Origin of the sequence: Oceanospirillum sediminis, assembly GCF_014164585.1 — a bacterium.
In the GTDB taxonomy this organism is placed as follows: Bacteria; Pseudomonadota; Gammaproteobacteria; order Pseudomonadales; family Halomonadaceae; genus Oceanospirillum; species Oceanospirillum sediminis.
The window spans coordinates 60,796-78,521 of the sequence record NZ_JACJFM010000025.1 but is presented as its reverse complement, the minus strand read 5'-3'; the positions used below and the strand labels follow the sequence as shown (position 1 = coordinate 78,521).

At 47.0% G+C, this 17,726-nt stretch carries 13 protein-coding genes; 8 read left to right on the top strand and 5 right to left on the bottom strand.

What is annotated here, in order from left to right:
• Positions 1-138: 138 nt before the first annotated feature.
• Both H4O21_RS16780 and H4O21_RS16775 read right to left on the bottom strand, forming a co-directional pair.
• The gene (locus H4O21_RS16780) at positions 139-3,342 is read right to left on the bottom strand and encodes a response regulator (protein WP_182810033.1); all 3,204 of its coding nucleotides are present in this window, start codon (positions 3,340-3,342) and stop codon (positions 139-141) included.
• Positions 3,343-3,559: 217 nt separating this feature from the next.
• A complete protein-coding gene (locus H4O21_RS16775) occupies positions 3,560-4,216 on the bottom strand; it encodes a histidinol-phosphatase (RefSeq protein ID WP_182810032.1) in 657 nt (218 codons plus the stop codon).
• 220 nt (positions 4,217-4,436) lie between these two features.
• Here H4O21_RS16775 and H4O21_RS16770 point away from each other — a divergent pair, with 220 nt between their 5' ends.
• Positions 4,437-4,943 (top strand): RNA pyrophosphohydrolase, encoded by a 507-nt coding sequence (locus H4O21_RS16770; RefSeq protein ID WP_182810031.1) that lies wholly within the window; start codon positions 4,437-4,439, stop codon positions 4,941-4,943.
• 28 nt (positions 4,944-4,971) lie between these two features.
• Positions 4,972-7,245: a phosphoenolpyruvate--protein phosphotransferase gene (gene ptsP, locus H4O21_RS16765; protein ID WP_182810030.1), complete on the top strand. Its 2,274-nt coding sequence runs from the start codon at positions 4,972-4,974 to the stop codon at positions 7,243-7,245.
• On the opposite strand, the gene H4O21_RS16760 is transcribed toward ptsP, so the two are convergent.
• Together H4O21_RS16760 and H4O21_RS16755 are read right to left on the bottom strand one after the other, a co-directional pair.
• Positions 7,224-9,044: a L,D-transpeptidase family protein gene (locus H4O21_RS16760; RefSeq protein ID WP_182810029.1), complete on the bottom strand. Its 1,821-nt coding sequence runs from the start codon at positions 9,042-9,044 to the stop codon at positions 7,224-7,226. The two genes, ptsP and H4O21_RS16760, sit on opposite strands and share 22 nt — an antisense overlap.
• Positions 9,045-9,060: 16 nt before the next feature.
• Positions 9,061-9,876 carry an NRDE family protein gene (locus H4O21_RS16755; protein ID WP_182810028.1) on the bottom strand — a complete coding sequence of 272 codons (816 nt, stop codon included), beginning with the start codon at positions 9,874-9,876 and terminating at the stop codon, positions 9,061-9,063.
• Between the two features lie 107 nt (positions 9,877-9,983).
• Here H4O21_RS16755 and H4O21_RS16750 point away from each other — a divergent pair, with 107 nt between their 5' ends.
• The 6 genes from H4O21_RS16750 (at position 9,984) to H4O21_RS16725 (ending at position 16,847) form a co-directional block, all read left to right on the top strand.
• Entirely contained in the window at positions 9,984-12,416 is a 2,433-nt protein-coding gene (locus tag H4O21_RS16750; RefSeq protein ID WP_182810027.1) for a response regulator, read from the top strand.
• A 154-nt stretch (positions 12,417-12,570) separates the two neighbouring features.
• Complete coding sequence (locus H4O21_RS16745; protein WP_182810026.1) at positions 12,571-13,359, top strand: sulfite exporter TauE/SafE family protein; 789 nt, start codon at positions 12,571-12,573, stop codon at positions 13,357-13,359.
• A gap of 59 nt (positions 13,360-13,418) precedes the next feature.
• Positions 13,419-14,216 (top strand): prolipoprotein diacylglyceryl transferase, encoded by a 798-nt coding sequence (gene lgt / locus H4O21_RS16740; RefSeq protein WP_182810025.1) that lies wholly within the window; start codon positions 13,419-13,421, stop codon positions 14,214-14,216.
• Between the two features lie 289 nt (positions 14,217-14,505).
• Positions 14,506-15,357, top strand: coding sequence for a thymidylate synthase (locus H4O21_RS16735; RefSeq protein WP_182810024.1), 852 nt, complete (start codon positions 14,506-14,508; stop codon positions 15,355-15,357).
• Positions 15,358-15,389: 32 nt separating this feature from the next.
• Entirely contained in the window at positions 15,390-15,929 is a 540-nt protein-coding gene (locus H4O21_RS16730; RefSeq protein WP_182810023.1) for a dihydrofolate reductase, read from the top strand.
• A 75-nt stretch (positions 15,930-16,004) separates the two neighbouring features.
• Positions 16,005-16,847 (top strand): ProQ/FINO family protein, encoded by an 843-nt coding sequence (locus tag H4O21_RS16725; RefSeq protein ID WP_182810022.1) that lies wholly within the window; start codon positions 16,005-16,007, stop codon positions 16,845-16,847.
• A gap of 102 nt (positions 16,848-16,949) precedes the next feature.
• On the opposite strand, the gene H4O21_RS16720 is transcribed toward H4O21_RS16725, so the two are convergent.
• Complete coding sequence (locus H4O21_RS16720) at positions 16,950-17,678, bottom strand: CBS domain-containing protein (protein WP_182810021.1); 729 nt, start codon at positions 17,676-17,678, stop codon at positions 16,950-16,952.
• Between the last annotated feature and the right edge of the window lie 48 nt (positions 17,679-17,726).

The following is a 17,726-nucleotide window of genomic DNA, read 5'->3' as shown; positions in this document are numbered from 1 at the left end:
ATGGTAGTGTGGGGCCTCCCCATGTGAGAGTAGGACATCATCAAGCTTTAAATTAAGAACCCCGGTCTCTATGACCGGGGTTTTTTCGTTGAAGAGGAAAACTCAAGGTGGGAAATATACTGGAAGGGCAGTGTAAATTTATATCAGTGCTTTCAGGTGTTTTAAGCTCTTATTCAAGGTTTCCTGAATTTCCTGCAGTTTGCTTTTTTTCTGGACTTCGCTGTAGCTGGAGTTTTGAAGTGACTTTTCCAGTTGCTCAGCTTGATGAGCCAGCAAGTCTGCTCCAATAGTTGCTGCTGACCCTTTCAGCTTATGCAGCTCACTCTGCAAAGAGGTATGGTCCAAACAAGCTAGCTGTTCGTATAAAGTATTTCCCTGAAGGTGATGTATACTTGTTAAAAACTCTTTGATCAGTATATCTCGTAGCTCTTCTGAGTAATCCAGACGGGCCATTAAATTATCTGGATTCAATAAGAGTACTGGCGCTGTTTTTTCCTGCTCAGACTGCCTTATTAATTGTGAGCTATTATTGAGCTCCTTGTATAGCCAGTATGTTAATTTGTCCTGAAGCTCTGAATAGCTGACAGGTTTAGATATATAGTCATTCATGCCAGCTTGCAGGCATTGTTCCTTATCTCCTTGCATTGCATTAGCTGTCATGGCAATGATTGGTAAGTCTTTGAATGCAGTATATTGTCGGATCTTTGTTGTAGCCGTGATACCGTCCATTTCCGGCATCTGTAAGTCCATAAGGATCAGGTCGTACTGACTTAGCTCCAGCTGAGCCAGTGCCTTGAGTCCATTTTCAGCAATATCATATTCAAGTCCCATCTTTTTCAGGAAGCGACCTGCGACCATCTGATTAACACTGTTGTCTTCAACCAGCAATATCTGATAGTTATCGTCCTTTTCTTCTTTATACGCTAGGGGTATCACCTCAGACAGGTTATTTTGTAGAAGGTGTTGTAGACCATCGCATAAGGCTTGAGGTGTAAAAGGCTTTTCTATAACAGAAAGTAATGACTGGTCAGTGAAGTGTGTTTTTATTATCTGTTTGCTCTGAGTGCTAATGATCAATAAGGGAATAGTCCTTTCTTTTTGCAGCTCAGCGACTATCCGCTGTTTTTCTGCTGTTAACTGCTCCCAGTCAAGAATGATCAGCCCGGATGAAGTATGCCTGAGTGTCTGAATCAGATGTTCTATGTTATCGAATAAGCTGATCTGGCATTGATTGTATTCCAGGAGGGGGCGGATAGATTTGTATGAAAACGGGTTGTTATCCAGCAAGAAAATATGCTGGTGATTGAGTGCCGATCTCAGGCAGAAGCTGGTCTCGCTTTTAGCCGATAGCATAACAGAGAAAGAAAAACAGCTACCCTGACCAGGAGAACTGTTCAGTGATAGCTCTCCACCCATCAGTTCAATCAATTGATGGGATATACTGAGGCCAAGCCCGGTGCCGCCATAGTCCCTGGTAATGGAGTTATCCGCTTGAGTAAAAGGAGCAAAAAGCCGGGCTTGCTGTTCAGAAGATATGCCTATTCCTGTATCCAGAATTGATATGTCCAGCATAAAGCGTTTGTTCATTCCGGTATGCCTGAGTGACATGGATATTATGATATGTCCCGCATCCGTAAATTTAGCAGCATTTCCGACCAGATTAATCATTACCTGACTCAGGCGGAGAAGGTCTCCTTCGACGTACTCAGGAATCTGAGGGTCGATATCCCAGTACAGATCCAGTTGCTTTTCCCTGATTGCTGGCTGAACAAAGGTTGTTGTTTGCTGTATGAGTTGCTGAAACTCAAACTCATGGGGGGTAATTGACATCTTCCCCGCTTCTATTTTGGAATAATCCAGAATATCGTTCAGGATTCCCAGTAAATGGTTTGATGAACTGTGAATTTTCTCCAGGTGCTCCTTCTGATCCTCAGTTAAATGTTCATCCTGAGTAGCCAGAAAACTTAAGCCTATAATGGCATTCATTGGTGTGCGTATTTCGTGGCTCATGTTAGCAAGAAAATCAGATTTTGCCTGATTAGCCTGTTCTGCCTTCTCTTTCTCTGATCTGAGATTATTCTGAAGAATAACGGTTTCGGTCACATCGCTGTAAATACCTACGGTACCGCCATCAGGCGTTGGATACTCTATCGCTCTGATATAGGTATCATTGCAGGTCCGGACAATATTATTCCTGGGGGTGAAGCGGGTATCTTTACTGATCTGATTGGTCAGCCAGTGCCGTGAATCAGTCTCCAGCCTGAAGGCTCCTCGTTCGATTAGAGCTCTGGCAATATCGCTATAGTTACTGCCGATTTTAATCACATCTGCGATAGCACTGTAGATCTCTCTGGCCCTGTCGTTAAAGAGTACCAGTTTATCCTGAGCATCAAATAAAGCGATACCTTCATTCATACTGCCAATAGCAGTGCGCAGCTGGTGTTCCAGCCTTTGTAATGACTCATGGCTTTTTTGTTGCTCTGTGATATCCCGGGCGCTACCCCGGTAGCCTGTGAACTGGCCATCTGCATTAAATATGGGTTTACCACTGATCGACACCAGGCTTTTACCACTGCGGAGCTCCAGTTCATACTCCAGATCCCGGAAAGGCCGATGGGCATTAAGATCTGCTATATGTTGTGCAAAAATCTCTTTTGGTGCATGTTTCATCAGCTCCATTCTGCTTCGGCCTATCAGTTGATCTCTCTGATCTTTATTCATCAGAGCGGAATACCCGGTGAGCCCGATTATTCTGTGCTGCTCATCGGTTTCCCAGAACCAGTCAGATGATGATTCAGCATAATCTCTGAATTTCTGTTCGCTGTCCTGCAGCTTTTCTCGTGCCTGTAAGCGTTCACTGATATCTCTGAAAATCAGCAGACGCTCCTGGCCATCAGTGTGTTCTGTATTTCCTTTTATCAGCTCAACAGGCAAATAGTTGTGTTTCAGACGACTCTCGCAGGTTTGATGAGTCTGATCTTCCCAGTCTGGTAATTGAGTGAAAATTTTGCTTATATTCTCTCTATTTAGTTCCGCTGCGGGTTGATTCATTAAACTGCAGGCAACTTTATTCAAACCAGTAATATTGCCGTTACAATCCAGAAAGAGTACACCATCTCCAATCTGATCAAGAGCATTCTCAAAGTAGTCTCTGGCCTGGTGTGTTATATTCTGGTTTGCATCGCTGGATAAGGCTGTAATGTAGGGCTGGTACGGATGATTTTTTCTGTCTGTTTCATCATAGTGCTGGCTGATTATTTCCAGCAAATGATCGAGGTCTGGCTGACCGTCAGAAGAATGGTGTATAGCTTGTTCTAATTGTTTTAGTAGCAGCTTATGCATCCTGTCTCACCTGGTGTAGGGACTATTGGCATGGACAGGAATCAGGAATGGAGCTTTCGGAAAGAATACTGACACAGAAACCCCGGATTCCGGATTACAGCCTCCATCGTGATATTCAGGCCATGTGCTATATCCAGTTTATAAGAAAAACAGATTTGAAGTAGAAATAAAAGAGTCCGGTATGACTGGATTCTTTTATTTCTTTACAGAGCCGGTATCAGTTTCTAAACGAGATAACGGGCCAGTTCTGACTTTGTGCTTCTTCCAGAAGCATCTTATCCGGGTCAACGGCAACGGGCTTACCAACTAATCTTAGCAATGGCAGGTCGTTGTGCGAATCACTATAAAACCAGGTTTCAGCCAGATCGTAGTCTTTATCTTCCAGCCAGGCATTCAGTCGGATTACTTTGCCTTCTTTGAAGCTTGGAATACCTGATACACGGCCAGTATAACGCCCGTCAATAACTTCAGGTTCGATGGCGATCAGTTCGTCGACCCCAAGGCGCTCAGCAATAGGGGCGGTAACAAAGCGATTAGTCGCTGTAATAATCAGAATAAAATCCCCCTGATCTTTATGCCAGGCCAGTTTTTCAAATGCTTTGTTCAACAGGACAGGCTCGATTTTCTCCTGCATAAAGTGCTGATGCCATTGCTGTAACTGACCCGGTTCATGCTGTGCCAGAGGGGCAAGAGAAAAAGCCAGATATTCCATGATATCCAGAGAGCCATTCAGATAGTCCTGATAAAATTTATCATTAGCTTCTTTATATACCTGAGCATCTACAATTCCTTTTTCTGTCAGAAACTCTCCCCAGGCGTGATCGCTGTCAGTTGCAATCAGGGTGTTATCCAGATCAAAAATGGCCAGTCCCACAAACGTTCTCCCAATGGATATTCAGATGGCTGAAAACAGATCTGATTATCTCAGAGAGATAAGACAAGTAAAGCAGAACCTGGCAATGCACATGAATGGATTATCAAAAAACACTGATATGACATAGTCTTATATTACAAGAAGGGATAAGTCGCAGTGGATTGATGTGATCCGGTGCTTTGTGAAACAATAGCCTTAATAAAATACTAAGGTGATTTGCGTGATAGATGCTGATGGTTATCGACCCAATGTCGGTATTATCCTGACAAACCAGTACGGCCAGTTGTTATGGGCACGCCGTGTGGGGCAGGATGCATGGCAGTTTCCGCAAGGTGGTATAAAAGAGCATGAAACCCCTGAGCAGGCCTTATTCAGAGAACTGAAAGAAGAGATTGGCCTTAATCAGGAGGATGTGGATATCCTGGGATGCACCCGGGGCTGGTTGCGTTACCGTTTACCCAGAAAGATGATTCGTCGGCATAGCAAACCAATTTGTGTCGGACAAAAGCAAAAATGGTTTTTGCTAAGATTGCGGTGTACTGAAACGAATATTTGTGTTGATCACTCTCCTTCTCCTGAGTTTGATCGCTGGCGCTGGGTGAGTTACTGGTATCCACTCGGGCAGGTGGTATCTTTCAAACGTGAAGTTTATCGTCGTGCTCTGAAAGAATTGTCTCATCGTTATAATAGAAACTCGTATCGACCCTTCCCGGACGATCAGGACTGATTTATCTGTACAGATACAGAAGGTAAATATGCTCAAAACGTTACAGCGCATCGTTCAGGAAGTGAACTCAGCCAGAAGTCTGGATGAGACACTTTCTATTATTGTGCGCCGGGTACGCCGGGCTATGAGAACAGATGTATGCTCTGTCTATCTGTCTGATGATGGTAATCAGAATTATGTCCTGATGGACAGTATGGGGTTGAATAAAGAATCTATTAAACAGGTATCACTGAAAGCGGACCAGGGGCTGGTAGGGTATGTTGGTCAGAGAGAAGAGCCCGTTAACCTGGAAGATGCTACCAGCCATCCTAACTATGTGTATCTTGCTGAAACAGGTGAAGAAAAATTCCATAGTTTTCTGGGCGTACCCATTATCCATCAGAGACGTATTCTGGGGGTTATTGTGGTCCAGGATAAGGAGAAAAGGCGTTTTGATGAGGGAGAGGAAGCCTTTCTTGTTACTGTTTCTGCTCAGCTGGCAGGATTGCTTGCTCATTCTCTGGCCACGGGTATAAGTTTGCTCCAGGATTCATATCTGGGCAGTATTCGTGGCAGTTGCTTTAAAGGTGTTGAGGGTACATCGGGTATTGCTGTCGGAACTGCAGTAGTGATACAGCCGCTGGCTAATCTGGATACTGTACCTGATCGTAAGCCTGAAGATACAGATTCTGAAATAGTTCAGTTTCGTGAAGCTCTTGCATCGGTACGTAATGATATCCATGAGGTGAACCGCCGTCTGGCTCAGCGGCTCAGTGAAGAAGAACGGGCCTTGTTTGAAGCTTACCAGAGGATGCTGGATGACAGTGCACTGGGTCAGGAAGTGATCAGCAAGATTAAAGAGGGAAACTGGGCTCAGGGAGCTTTGTGTCAGGTGGTCACCCGGCATGCCCGTTTTTTTGAATTATCAGAAGATGACTATCTGAAAGAGAGAGCAACGGATATCAGGGATCTGGGACGTCGGGTTCTGGCTTATCTGCAGAAAAAGGACCAATCCCGGGATGCCTTTCCGAATCAGGCGATTCTGGTTAGTGAAGAGGTTACGCCAGCAATGCTGGGCGAGGTGCCTAAAGAACAACTGGCAGGTCTGGTATCTGTTCAGGGTTCGTCTAATTCCCATGTGGCTATTCTGGCCAGAGCCATGGGCCTGCCTGCTGTCATGGGCACAGTCGATTTGCCTGTTGCTGCCCTGGATGGGCAGCAACTGATTGTCGATGGCTATCAGGGGGTTGTTTTTAACTCGCCCAGTGATGAACTGCTCATCCAGTATGGCCAGCTGATACAGGCTGAAGAGAAGTTACAGAAAGGGCTGGAACATATTGCTGGTCTGCCCAGTGAAACACTGGATGGCTATAAAATGCCTCTGATGGTTAATACGGGGCTGGCACAGGATATTACTCATTCCCTGAATCATGGTGCTGAAGGTGTCGGTTTATACCGGACTGAAGTGCCTTTTATGATCAGCGAACGTTTTCCATCAGAAGGTGAGCAACAAGCCGTATACAGGGAACAGCTGGAAGCTTTTTTTCCTCAGCCAGTGATCATGCGCACTCTTGATATTGGCGGGGATAAGGCACTGCCTTATTTTCCTATTAATGAAGCTAATCCTTTTCTGGGCTGGCGGGGTATCCGAATTACTCTGGATCATCCAGAAGTGTTTCTTGTGCAGGTCAGGGCTATGCTACGAGCCAGCGAAGGCCTGGATAATTTGCAAATTATGCTGCCGATGGTGAGTAATATTCCTGAAGTCACAGAAGCGATTGCTCTGATTGAACGGGCATTTCAGGAGTTATGTCAGGAAGGGGTTAGTCTCAGACGTCCGGATATAGGCGTCATGATTGAAGTTCCGGGTGCGATCTATCAGGTCAATCAGATCGCTCGCTATGTCGACTTTTTATCTGTAGGCAGTAATGACCTGACCCAGTATTTACTGGCTGTCGATCGCAATAATCCAAGAGTTGCCGATTTATACAGCAGCTTTCATCCAGCAGTGCTGAATGCTCTGTATACGATTGCACGTAATATTAAACATTCGGATTGTCGCCTGAGTCTGTGCGGAGAACTGGCCGGAGATCCCAGAGGGGCTATTCTGTTACTGGCCATGGGATATGATTCCTTATCTATGAATGCCGTTAACCTGCCCAGAGTCAAATCGGCTATTCGCCGGTTGCACCGCAGGGATGCCGCTCAGCTACTGGATTCTGTGATGCATCTGGAAACGTCTGAACAGGTACTGAAACAGATCAGCCTGACAATGGATGAGCTTGGGCTCAGTCAGCTGCTTCAGCCTTCACTATCTGCATGACGTCGGGCGACTGCTCTGTCAATGGCGTTTCTGACATCCGTCCGAGTTTCTGGTAATGTTGCGGCCTTGTGAGCTGACGAGTCTTCGGTTTTTTCTGCTAATAAAGACGTCGTTGTACTGACAGGCGGTTCTCCGGGGAGCTGATCTTTTTTGTAGATATCATCCCGCCATTGCCAGTTACCCTGTTCATCCTGCCAGACTGTCCAGTACATCAGGTAAACGGGTAGTTCGGGTGGCTTCATATAACGTTCCTGTCCTGTTACTACCGCCTGATACGTTGTCTGATCATTCCAGTCCTGCCCGGTCATTGCCAGAATACGGGTTGCCAGAGGAAGTGCTGATTCGAGACGAATACAGCCATTACTCAGTGCCCGTTCCCGGTTTTCAAAAAGATGATGCCCACGGGTATCATGCAGATAAATGGCTTTATTATTAGATAAGCGGAATTTTACATCGCCTAACAGGTTTGAATGTCCCGGTAACTGTACCAGCCGGTAAGGGAAGTTTTTCGGGGTATAGTTATGAATATTGATGCTGTTTCCGGGAATAACCTTCATGGGCTGACTCCAGCCATCAACCATCAGAATACCATTCTGATCCAGGTATTCAGGGTTCTGGAAAGCCTTTGGCAGAATCTGACTCCGGGCAATGCCTTCAGGAATATTCCAGCGTGGACTCAGAATAACTGAGGTCAGTTTCTGAGTCATAATCGGAGTTCGGCTGTTCACTCCGCCCGTGATGACTTTCATACTGAGTGTGGTCTGGTGATTTTCAACCAGTCTTAGCCGGTAATCCGCCATATTGATCATAATGTAATTCGGGCTGCTTTCATTATTCAGGTAATAAAGGCGGCGGAAGTTATGTGCCAGTTGTCGGATTCTCTGGTTGGGTGTGCGGTTGAGAATATTCCGGGTGTCAGGGCCTATCACGCCGTCGACATATTGTCCGTGTTGTGCCTGAAGTGCTTTTACTGCTTTACTGAGAGTTTCATTGTACAAACCGGATGCATCTGGCAGATAATCTTCCGGTAAGTGTCGCAGGCGTTTTAACTGAGCTGTCATAACCGGAATCCAGTCAGGCTGAATCTCGCCGGGTTTGATGTACTGACCGGGCTTTAAATCAGGTAACTCTGGCCATCGTTGTTCTGCTTCCTGTTGCCAGAATTCTATCGCTTGTACCAGAGATTCTGGTTGTCCGTATGATGGGTAAAGAGACTGCACCAGAGCCTGCATTCTCTGCTCACGTTCTTGTGCTTCTTGTTGTCCGGCGTTAATCAGTGTCTGAGTCAGATGATTTCTCCATTCCGGAGGTGTGCTGATGCTTTCTTCTATGGCATCTTCGTAACCAAATTTATAGGGTTTATGGTCCAGATCCTGATCTGACTGGAGAAAAAAGCGCTTGCTGATATCATCCTGTAGTCTGGCCAGCATATTGCTGTAAAGTAAATCATTGGCCAGAATATAGCGCGGTAAAGCCAGTGGCATGGGTTGTTGGCTTCGTTGCAGAAATATGCGGTAGTCTTCCAGCAAGGGGTGCCGGGGAGATAAAGCAATAAATGTACGGACCAGGCGTATCAGCTTCTTAGCTGCCTGACCGGGATGGCCGGTTTCATCCTGCCACAAATACTGAAAATCGTTATCCAGGTAGGCCGGAGACAATACAGAAGCATAACCTGAATGTGCATCGCTGAATCGGCTTCGAAGTGTTGTATCAATCCATTGGTCTTCAAAGCTGTATGCCGGTTGGCCCGACAGAATCAGTAATGCAGCCGTAAATAGCAGAGGTCTCAGGGGTATCATACTTGAGCAGTTTCCGTTATTGATAAGATCTGACAGCCGCTTCGCCGTTGGGCATATACACCCGGGTTTTTTGTCCGGTAACGGCAAAAGGGTACCAGCTTTGTTCGATCAGAGTCTGATTACCTGCCTGATCCCGAATCAGTAATGTACTGGCTCGGGTACCGTAAGTCTCACTACTGATAATAAAGGCGGGTGCCAGGAAGCGTTCCTTTTCCAGCCCTATGCCTGTGTCAGGTAATAATTGATCATCTGCGAGAAAAGTGTCCTGAATAATGCTGAGTAAACCTGTTTCTGATAACGGCTGTTGTAACTGTTGTTTTAGCTTTTTTTGACCAGATAATACTTTTGGCCAGGGGGAGTTCAGTAACTCATTGCTTAAGCCGTAAACGCCGGCCTGGAGAGCTGACTGGCAGTGCCACTCTGGTTCATCATTCTTGCCGGGATACCGGTTTGTACCATAGGCCAGCTGTGTACGGGTACCAATAATAAGATTGAAACCACCGGCTTTCATGGCATCCGGACCTATCTTTCTGAGGTAATCTTCCGGAGACAGATCACTCTCCAGATAATCCTGGCACAGGCTTCCCCGACTGATGGAAAATGCTTGCCCCATATCCTGAGGGCGACGGTAGTTGGTGACTGCAGCGAAGCGGCCTTCCGGTGTTACTCCCATCCAGGTGCCTCCTGCCTGCAGATCGCGACCCGCTACAATCGGGCTATCAGGCCATGATGTCAGAGTCCGGGTCGCTCGCTGATAAAACTCGTCCCGGTTGGCCACGACGACAAGAGGATATTCTGCTTCCGGTTGCCAGGCAAAAAGAATGAGGCACATAGTGGATTCCGTATAGTAAAGCTGGTTAAAATTTAATCAGGAACGTGTATGATACGAAATACAGAAACGATTTCTGAAATCTGGCCCGATAAGTCACAGGGATGCTAATGACACCTTCTTCAGATCATTCTTCACTAATTACTCTGAAGCAATGGCTGACCAGAGTGTATGTTCGCTCTGGTATGATACAGCTTCTGATGATTGAAGCACTGCTGCTGTCAGTGGTTCTGACTGCTTTTTTTATTCTGAATCAGAGCCATATTGTTGAAGCCCATAAGGATCAGGAGCAACAGATGATTCAGGCGCTGCAGTCAAAAACAGACTGGATTTCCGCGCAGCTTCAGCATGTACAGGGTTCACTGAATATACTTCGGAATCAGGCTATTCGCCAGACCATGACTGGTGCTCTGACTGATGAGATTACACCGATTGTATCATCCCGTCATGGCGTTCTGATGAAGCCCCGAAAGGATGAAGGGGTGTCGGTATATTATTCTGTCATGTCGGCATATCCGGATCTGAGGGAATCCGAAATCCGTCGCTGGTTACCACTTAGTGATGTCATGACGGATATTCAGCGTAGTAATCCTCTTGTTCAGCAGGTTTATCTGAATACCAGTGATAGCCTGAACTTATCCTACCCTTTTGTTGATGTTAATCAGCAGTTTTTGCCAGACCTGGATGTGACTGAATTCAGCTTTTATTATCTGGCTGCAGAGCAGTATAACCCAGGACGGAATCCTGTCTGGACAGATGCCTATCTTGATCCTGCAGGTAAGGGGTGGGTGATTTCTCATATTGCTCCGGTTTATAAAGGTGAACGTCTGGAGGCGGTTGTCGGGGTTGATCTGACGATTCAGGGGTTGATCAATGAACTTTTCTCAACACCCCAGCAATGGCCGGGATATGGCATTCTTGTTGGGCAGAATGGCAACATTCTGGCACTACCTCCGGAAGGCGAGGAAGATCTGGGGCTGACTGAGTTATCAGATCGCCAGCTCAGTTTCAGAAACGTCAACGTTAATCAGTTCAGACCTTCTCAGTTTAATTTATATAAACGGGCCGACTTGACAGAGCTGTCACGTCTGGTTGCTCATCAGCAGGCCGGACTGGCTCAGATCAGTCTGAATGAACCAAGCATTGTGGCTTGGAATACTGTTCCGGGTACCGGATGGAAACTTCTGGCGGTCACCCGGGAAGTCAATCTTTATGCTAATGCGATCCGTTTTTCAGAGCATCTGTTTGATATTATGACCGTTGTAGTTGGCATGAATCTGATGGTCTTTAGCCTGTATTCATTTTCGCAATACGTAAAAGCGAAGAAAATGAGCCGCTATATGATGGGACCCCTGGATTACTTCAGAGAAGTGATCAAAAACTCGGGGCATGATGAGGGGCTATTACTGAACTCTCCTGTGTTGGAAATTCATCAGACTGCTCAGCTGATTCAGGAACTGGCCAGTGAAAATGCGGTATTGCAGGAATCTCTGAATAAGGAGAAGAATCAGGCCCGCCAGCAGGATTCGTACTTCAGGAATGTACTGAACTCAATTCCATTGCCTGTCTTTGATACTGATAAAGAGTTCCGCCTTAAAGGTTGTAATCAGGCTTTTGAGCGCTTTTTTGGTCGTTCAGAATCAGAGCTTAAACATCATCTTGTTTCTGAATATATTCCAGTTGCTCCTCCCGCTCATGGTGTCAGTCAGCAGAACCTTACTCTAACCAATGCAGAAGGTTCTGGCCGGAAAGTCAATCTTATACTGATCCGGCATTCATCGACTCACGCCCGGTCTGCCACGCATCCTGCTGTTATCGGCCTGCTGATTGATCTTTCTGAACAGTATCAGGAACATGATCAGGTCCGGTTTGACCGCGACAGGGCTATCGAAGCCTCTCAGCTGCAAACTGAATATCTGCAGGCGATGCGCAGAGAAATTGAACAGCCCTTACAGGATATACGATCTCTGGCTGAGCGAATATCACATCATCCGGAGCATGCTGAAAGTATTTTGCATCAGCTCTACGAGAAGGTGGAAACGGTTAATTTGCTGGCAAAAGACAGCTGGCTGAACGCTCCGGCCATCGCTGACAAAGAACAAGAGCTGAGATCTGAACGTCCGGATATTGAATCCGGATTATCCGGTTTCAATGTTCTGGTTGTGGATGATGGGCCTGTGAATACTATGCTGGCCCGCTCAGTATTACAGAAGGTGGGCTATGACGTGGATGTGGCGTTCAGTGGAGCGGAAGCTCTGGATATGATGCAGCGGAAGCGGTACCAGGTTGTGCTGATGGATATCTTTATGCCTGACATGGATGGTATTGAGACTACGCGCCTGTGGCGACAGAGTGAAATTCGCTTACAGAGAACACCAGCTGCCATTATTGCACTGACTGCGAATGTTATAGAAAGCGAACGTCAGCAGTTTTTTGATGCCGGTATGAATGAATATCTGGCAAAGCCCTACCATCCATCTGAGCTCAGAGACCGGGTTGATTACTGGCGTAGCCAGTATGCAAGCGGATCGATTGAGGTATAATTCTTCGCTCTTGCGAGAAGTGCTCTGCTCTCCTGGCAGATAATGTAACCAGAACAGGAGCGCTTCTCTATTGATACTTTCTCTTCAGGAAGAGCCCTGTTTTCCCTGGAACCCTGGCTGTCCCTGTGTTCTGCTGTATCAGGAACCAACTCATATGACAACATTACTGCTTTATCTGGTGCTGGGGGCCGCAGCAGGCACTCTGGCTGGTTTATTTGGTATTGGCGGGGGCTTAATTATTGTTCCTGTACTGATTCTGACATTTGAATCCCAGGGGATGGCACCAGAAATCCTGACGCACCTGGCGGTGGGAACCTCTCTTGCGACGATTGTGGTGACCTCTGTCAGCTCTGTCAAAGCACACCATGCTAAGGGGGCTGTTCGCTGGGACTGGTTCAGTGCGATTGCAATCGGCATTGTGGTGGGCAGTGCTATTGGCGTAAAGACTGCAGGGGCGCTCAGTGGCCCTGTGCTTCAGAAGGTGATTGGTGTGTTTGCGATTGTGATTGCCGTTCAGATGGGGCTGGGGCTGAAGCCCAAAGCCAGTCGAACTATTCCTGCAAGGCCTGGTCTGATAGGAGCTGGTGGTGTCATTGGCTGGGCATCCGCAATCTTTGGTATCGGAGGAGGATCTCTGACAGTACCTTTTCTGAGCTGGTGTAATGCTCAGATGCAGACGGCTGTGGCAACTTCAGCCGCGGTAGGACTGCCAATTGCGGTTGTGGGGGCTCTGGTGAATATTCAGGAAGGCTGGGGTAATTCGTTGTTGCCTGAATGGGCGACAGGTTACGTCTACTGGCCTGCTTTTCTTGGTATTGTATCGATGAGTGTGATTTTTGCCCGATTTGGTGCGAAGCTGGCACATAGTCTGCCTTCTGATACGCTGAAGCGTATCTTTGCTGTGTTACTGCTGGTTGTCGGAACCCGGTTCTTACTAAGCTGATACCGTTCATCCCGGACAAACGTTATTCTTGTCCTGTTTTCAGAAAATGGAATGTATGCATGTTGCAGTATCCTCAGATTGACCCTGTTGCCATTTCACTGGGCCCTTTGCAAATACACTGGTATGGCATTATGTATCTGATCGGGTTCGCCGGGGCCTGGTGGTTAGGGAAAAAAAGAGCACACCGTCTGGGCTGGAGTGATGAAAGTGTCAGTGATCTGATCTTCTACGGGGCTGTGGGGGTTGTGCTGGGAGGACGCTTTGGCTACGTCTTTTTCTACAACTTTGACCGTTTTGTGCAGGAACCGCTCTGGTTGTTTAAGGTATGGGAAGGCGGGATGTCTTTTCATGGTGGTTTACTGGGCGTTATTCTGGCTATGGCTCTGTTCGCGCGTAAGATGAAGGTATCTCCTTTTACGGTGACTGATTTTATTGCTCCTATGGTTCCGATTGGTCTGGGTGCCGGGCGGCTGGGTAATTTTATTGGTGGTGAACTATGGGGGCGTCCGACAGATCTGCCCTGGGGGATGGTTTTTCCTCATGTCGATAACCTGGCCCGTCATCCCTCACAGTTATATCAGTTTGCCCTGGAAGGCATTGCCCTATTTGTGATTCTGAACTGGGTCGATAGTAAGCGCCCGGCGCGATTTGTGGTATCAGGTTGCTTTCTGCTCTTTTATGGTCTGTTCCGTTTCCTGATGGAATTTGCACGTCAGCCAGATGCGCATCTGGGGTTTATCGCTTTCGACTGGCTGACTATGGGACAGTTATTATCTTTACCTATGATACTGGCTGGCGTGGCAATGATTCAGTGGGGCAGACGCCGGGCTGTCTTTGATGGGCCGTCATCAGAGTGATTTATCCCTGTTATCGGATCAGAATCGCAAAGACCCTGTTGTAAGTTCCGCTAATAATGTCTGTCTGCAATAACTTCATCTGAGTATGCAAAGTTATTGCAGACAGTTTTTCCTGTTAACAGAAAGCCACTGGTTATAATGGTGGTTGTTTATGAAGTTGCTTTTTCCTCTCCGCATTGGTTTTCCGTTATACTCTCACACTTTGTCACCATTTGTTTTAATCAAGTCATGATCTGGTGAAGCCTTTACGACTCCCGTATTTAAGCCAGATTGCTTCCTGAGAGATGTCATGCAACAGTATTTAGATTTATGCCGCCGTATCGTCAATGAAGGTGAGTGGGTATATAACGAGAGAACGGGAAAGCGTTGCCTGACAGTGATTAATGCTGATCTGGAATACGATGTGGGTAATAATCGCTTTCCTCTGGTGACTACCCGGAAAAGTTACTGGAAAGCCGCAATTGCTGAACTGTTAGGCTATCTGAGAGGGTATGACAATGCTGCTCAGTTCCGGGCTCTGGGTTGTAATACCTGGAATGCTAACGCTAATGACAATGCGAGCTGGCTCAAAAATCCTCTGCGTAAAGGGGAGGATGATATGGGGCGTGTTTATGGCGTCCAGGGGCGAAGCTGGGCAACAACAGATGGTCGTCATATCGATCAGTTAAAAAAGGTTGTGGATAATCTGAGTAAAGGTATCGATGATCGCGGAGAGATTATTACCTTTTACAATCCGGGGGAGTTTCACATGGGTTGCCTGCGGCCCTGTATGCATACCCATCATTTTTCTCTGTTAGGTGGCAAACTGTATCTGAACAGTATTCAGCGTAGTGCTGATGTGCCTCTGGGAGTGAATTTTAATCAGTGTCAGGTCTTTGTTCTGCTGGCTCTGATTGCACAGATTACCGGACATCAGCCGGCAAAAGCTTATCATAAGCTGATTAATGCTCACATTTATGAGGATCAGCTGGAGCTGATGCGTGATGTTCAGCTCAAACGTGAACCTTACCCTTCGCCGGAACTGCGCATTAACCCGGCTATTAAAACGCTGGAAGATCTGGAGACCTGGGTCACTCTGGATGATTTTGAAGTATCGGGTTATCAGTACCATGATGCCATCCACTACCCTTTTTCTGTCTGAGATATGCCTGCTTAAAGTAATGGATAATCAGTATGAGTCACTCAGTTACACATTTTGAAATAGAAACCCCGATTGCTCTGATCTGGGCAATGGCTGAAAACCGGGTCATTGGTATTGATAATAAACTGCCGTGGTATCTGCCCAAAGATTTGCAGTTTTTTAAGCGCTGTACAATGGGAAAGCCCGTCATTATGGGGCGTAAAACCCATGAATCCATTGGCAGGCCTCTGCCCGGGCGAACTAATATTATTGTTACTCGCGATACCGGATATCAGGCTGAAGGGTGCCGTGTGGTTCATTCACTGGCTGAAGCATTTGAACTGGCAGATCAGAGTTGCCTGATTGATGGTGCTGAAGAAATTATTGTGATGGGCGGAGCTGAGATTTATCAGCAAGCCCTGCCTTACGCCAGTAAGCTGTATATCACTCGGGTGCATGCTGATGTGGAAGGAGATGCCTGGTTCCCAGAGCATAATCTTACGGGCTGGCAGGAAGTTTTCCATGAGCATTGTCAGGCTGAAGGGACTGGCGAGTATGATTACGGCTTTTATATCTATAGTGCCCGGGACTGACCAGACTTTACAGTCTGGTTTCTCAGCATGATACTTACAACAGGTTTGACTGAATCAGAATGTGGATAAGCGCCTATGGGAATTGAACAGAACAAAGGTAATGTGGACCTGCTACTGGATCAGTTATGCCTGAAAGCAGATAAAAGTATTGGTAAGCTGGTGCAACAACGCCTGCAATTGAAACGGCTGGCCCGAAAAGCGGATAGCCTGGGGCAGGAAACGGTGCGTTTACAGTCAGAGCTGGCCCGGCAACAGGAAGATAAGCGCCTGCTGACCAAACGTTTTCAGGGATATCCTGATCAGCAACAGCAGTTACAGGAAGATAATCAGTTGCTGGCAGAAAAAAACCAGAGGCTGAAAGAAGAAAATGATCGCCTGAATGATCAGCTGAACAGACTTCAGGTCCGGTTAAAATCGATTACTGAGTCACCGCTTACGGACAGCTCGGCAGCCATTCTGGAAATGATTCGTGAAAGCCTGAACGATGAAGATGTTCATAAGGAGCACCAGCAGCCTTCCATGCCCGTTCCGGCTCGATTTTCAGCTAAGGAAATTCTGGATCAGTGGTGTAAGCGCTATCCGAAGGCTTTTTCAGTGCCTTGTATGCAGCCTCTTAAAATTGGTATCCATGAAGATCTGGTTCAACTGGAAGCTATACCTGATCACTGGGTGAGGCGGGCGTTGGCCAGTTATGTGCGTAGTCCAAGATATCTACGCCTGCTTAAGGCGGGAGCCGTCAGGCTGGATCTTAAAGGTAATAATGCCGGTTTCATCAGTGAAGATGAAGCTCATCATGCAGCAGAGCAGCTGGAAGAGATTCGTCAGCAGCGCCTTGAAAAAGAACGTAAGTTACGGGAGCAAGATGAAGCCAGACGCATGAACTCCAAGTTAGAGCAGCTGGTAACGCGACACTCCTGATTCTTTTAACACGGCTACGATTCCGGGATAACCTGTAACCTTAACTGCTTCTGATTGGAGAGGTCATAATGATCTGAAAGAAGCAGTGGGTTATTTGGTTGCTCAGTACCAGATTTCCAGATGGTGGCTGATAATAGCCTGTAGCAAATCACTTCGGGTAATGACGCCCAGCAATTCATCTGCTTCAGATACCACAGGTAATGCTGATATCCCTTGTTCCAGCATAACACTGGTGATATCCAGGACATCTGTATCCGGATTAACCGTAAGCAGCTTCCTGCTGATCAGTGTACCCAGCATGACCTGTTCTGGAGATCGCCCGGCCAGATCAATGTGCCCGACTCCAGAGGTGGCTTTCAGAATATCCTTATCCGTAACCATCCCCATCAAGGCGCCACGCCGGTTCTGCAGTATAAGATGGCTGACGCCATGTTTTTGCAATAAATGCCAGCCATGCTGCAAGCTATCATCAAATTCAGCGGTGACCACAGGTTTGCTCATGATCATTCTGGCTGAAACTCTGGGGCGAGGGGATGCGTTGACCTTTTTAGTTGCGTTATAGGCATTCAGGGCCTTGCGTGACAGATCAATTGCCGGTGAAGGCGGCAAATCCTGTTCGTCCTCGCGAGAATCCCTCTGCTTGATCAGTTTGCGCTGAATCTCCTCAAAGGGTTGTTCGGCAACGCGCTCCAGATGGCTACTGTCGCTGTCGGTATCTGCTGTTCGACGAGTCGCGCTGCTACTTTCCAGTGCTGTTACGCCACGCTTACCCAGCAGGGCTTTTCTGGGCGTCTGAATACGCATGCCCTGTTCGTAGACTGCAAAAACCATAACCTTCTCCGCATCTGGTACCGATAGGCCATATTATCGGCGGCTGTA

Excerpts from the sequence above, each read along its gene's own strand:
- H4O21_RS16780 (WP_182810033.1), bottom strand. The coding sequence starts at position 3,342 with ATGCATAAGCTGCTACTAAAACAATTAGAACAAGCTATACACCATTCT.
- ptsP (WP_182810030.1), top strand. The coding sequence starts at position 4,972 with ATGCTCAAAACGTTACAGCGCATCGTTCAGGAAGTGAACTCAGCCAGA.
- H4O21_RS16760 (WP_182810029.1), bottom strand. The coding sequence starts at position 9,044 with ATGATACCCCTGAGACCTCTGCTATTTACGGCTGCATTACTGATTCTG.
- H4O21_RS16755 (WP_182810028.1), bottom strand. The coding sequence starts at position 9,876 with ATGTGCCTCATTCTTTTTGCCTGGCAACCGGAAGCAGAATATCCTCTT.
- H4O21_RS16750 (WP_182810027.1), top strand. The coding sequence starts at position 9,984 with ATGACACCTTCTTCAGATCATTCTTCACTAATTACTCTGAAGCAATGG.
- H4O21_RS16745 (WP_182810026.1), top strand. The coding sequence starts at position 12,571 with ATGACAACATTACTGCTTTATCTGGTGCTGGGGGCCGCAGCAGGCACT.
- lgt (WP_182810025.1), top strand. The coding sequence starts at position 13,419 with ATGTTGCAGTATCCTCAGATTGACCCTGTTGCCATTTCACTGGGCCCT.
- H4O21_RS16735 (WP_182810024.1), top strand. The coding sequence starts at position 14,506 with ATGCAACAGTATTTAGATTTATGCCGCCGTATCGTCAATGAAGGTGAG.
- H4O21_RS16730 (WP_182810023.1), top strand. The coding sequence starts at position 15,390 with ATGAGTCACTCAGTTACACATTTTGAAATAGAAACCCCGATTGCTCTG.
- H4O21_RS16725 (WP_182810022.1), top strand. The coding sequence starts at position 16,005 with ATGGGAATTGAACAGAACAAAGGTAATGTGGACCTGCTACTGGATCAG.
- H4O21_RS16720 (WP_182810021.1), bottom strand. The coding sequence starts at position 17,678 with ATGGTTTTTGCAGTCTACGAACAGGGCATGCGTATTCAGACGCCCAGA.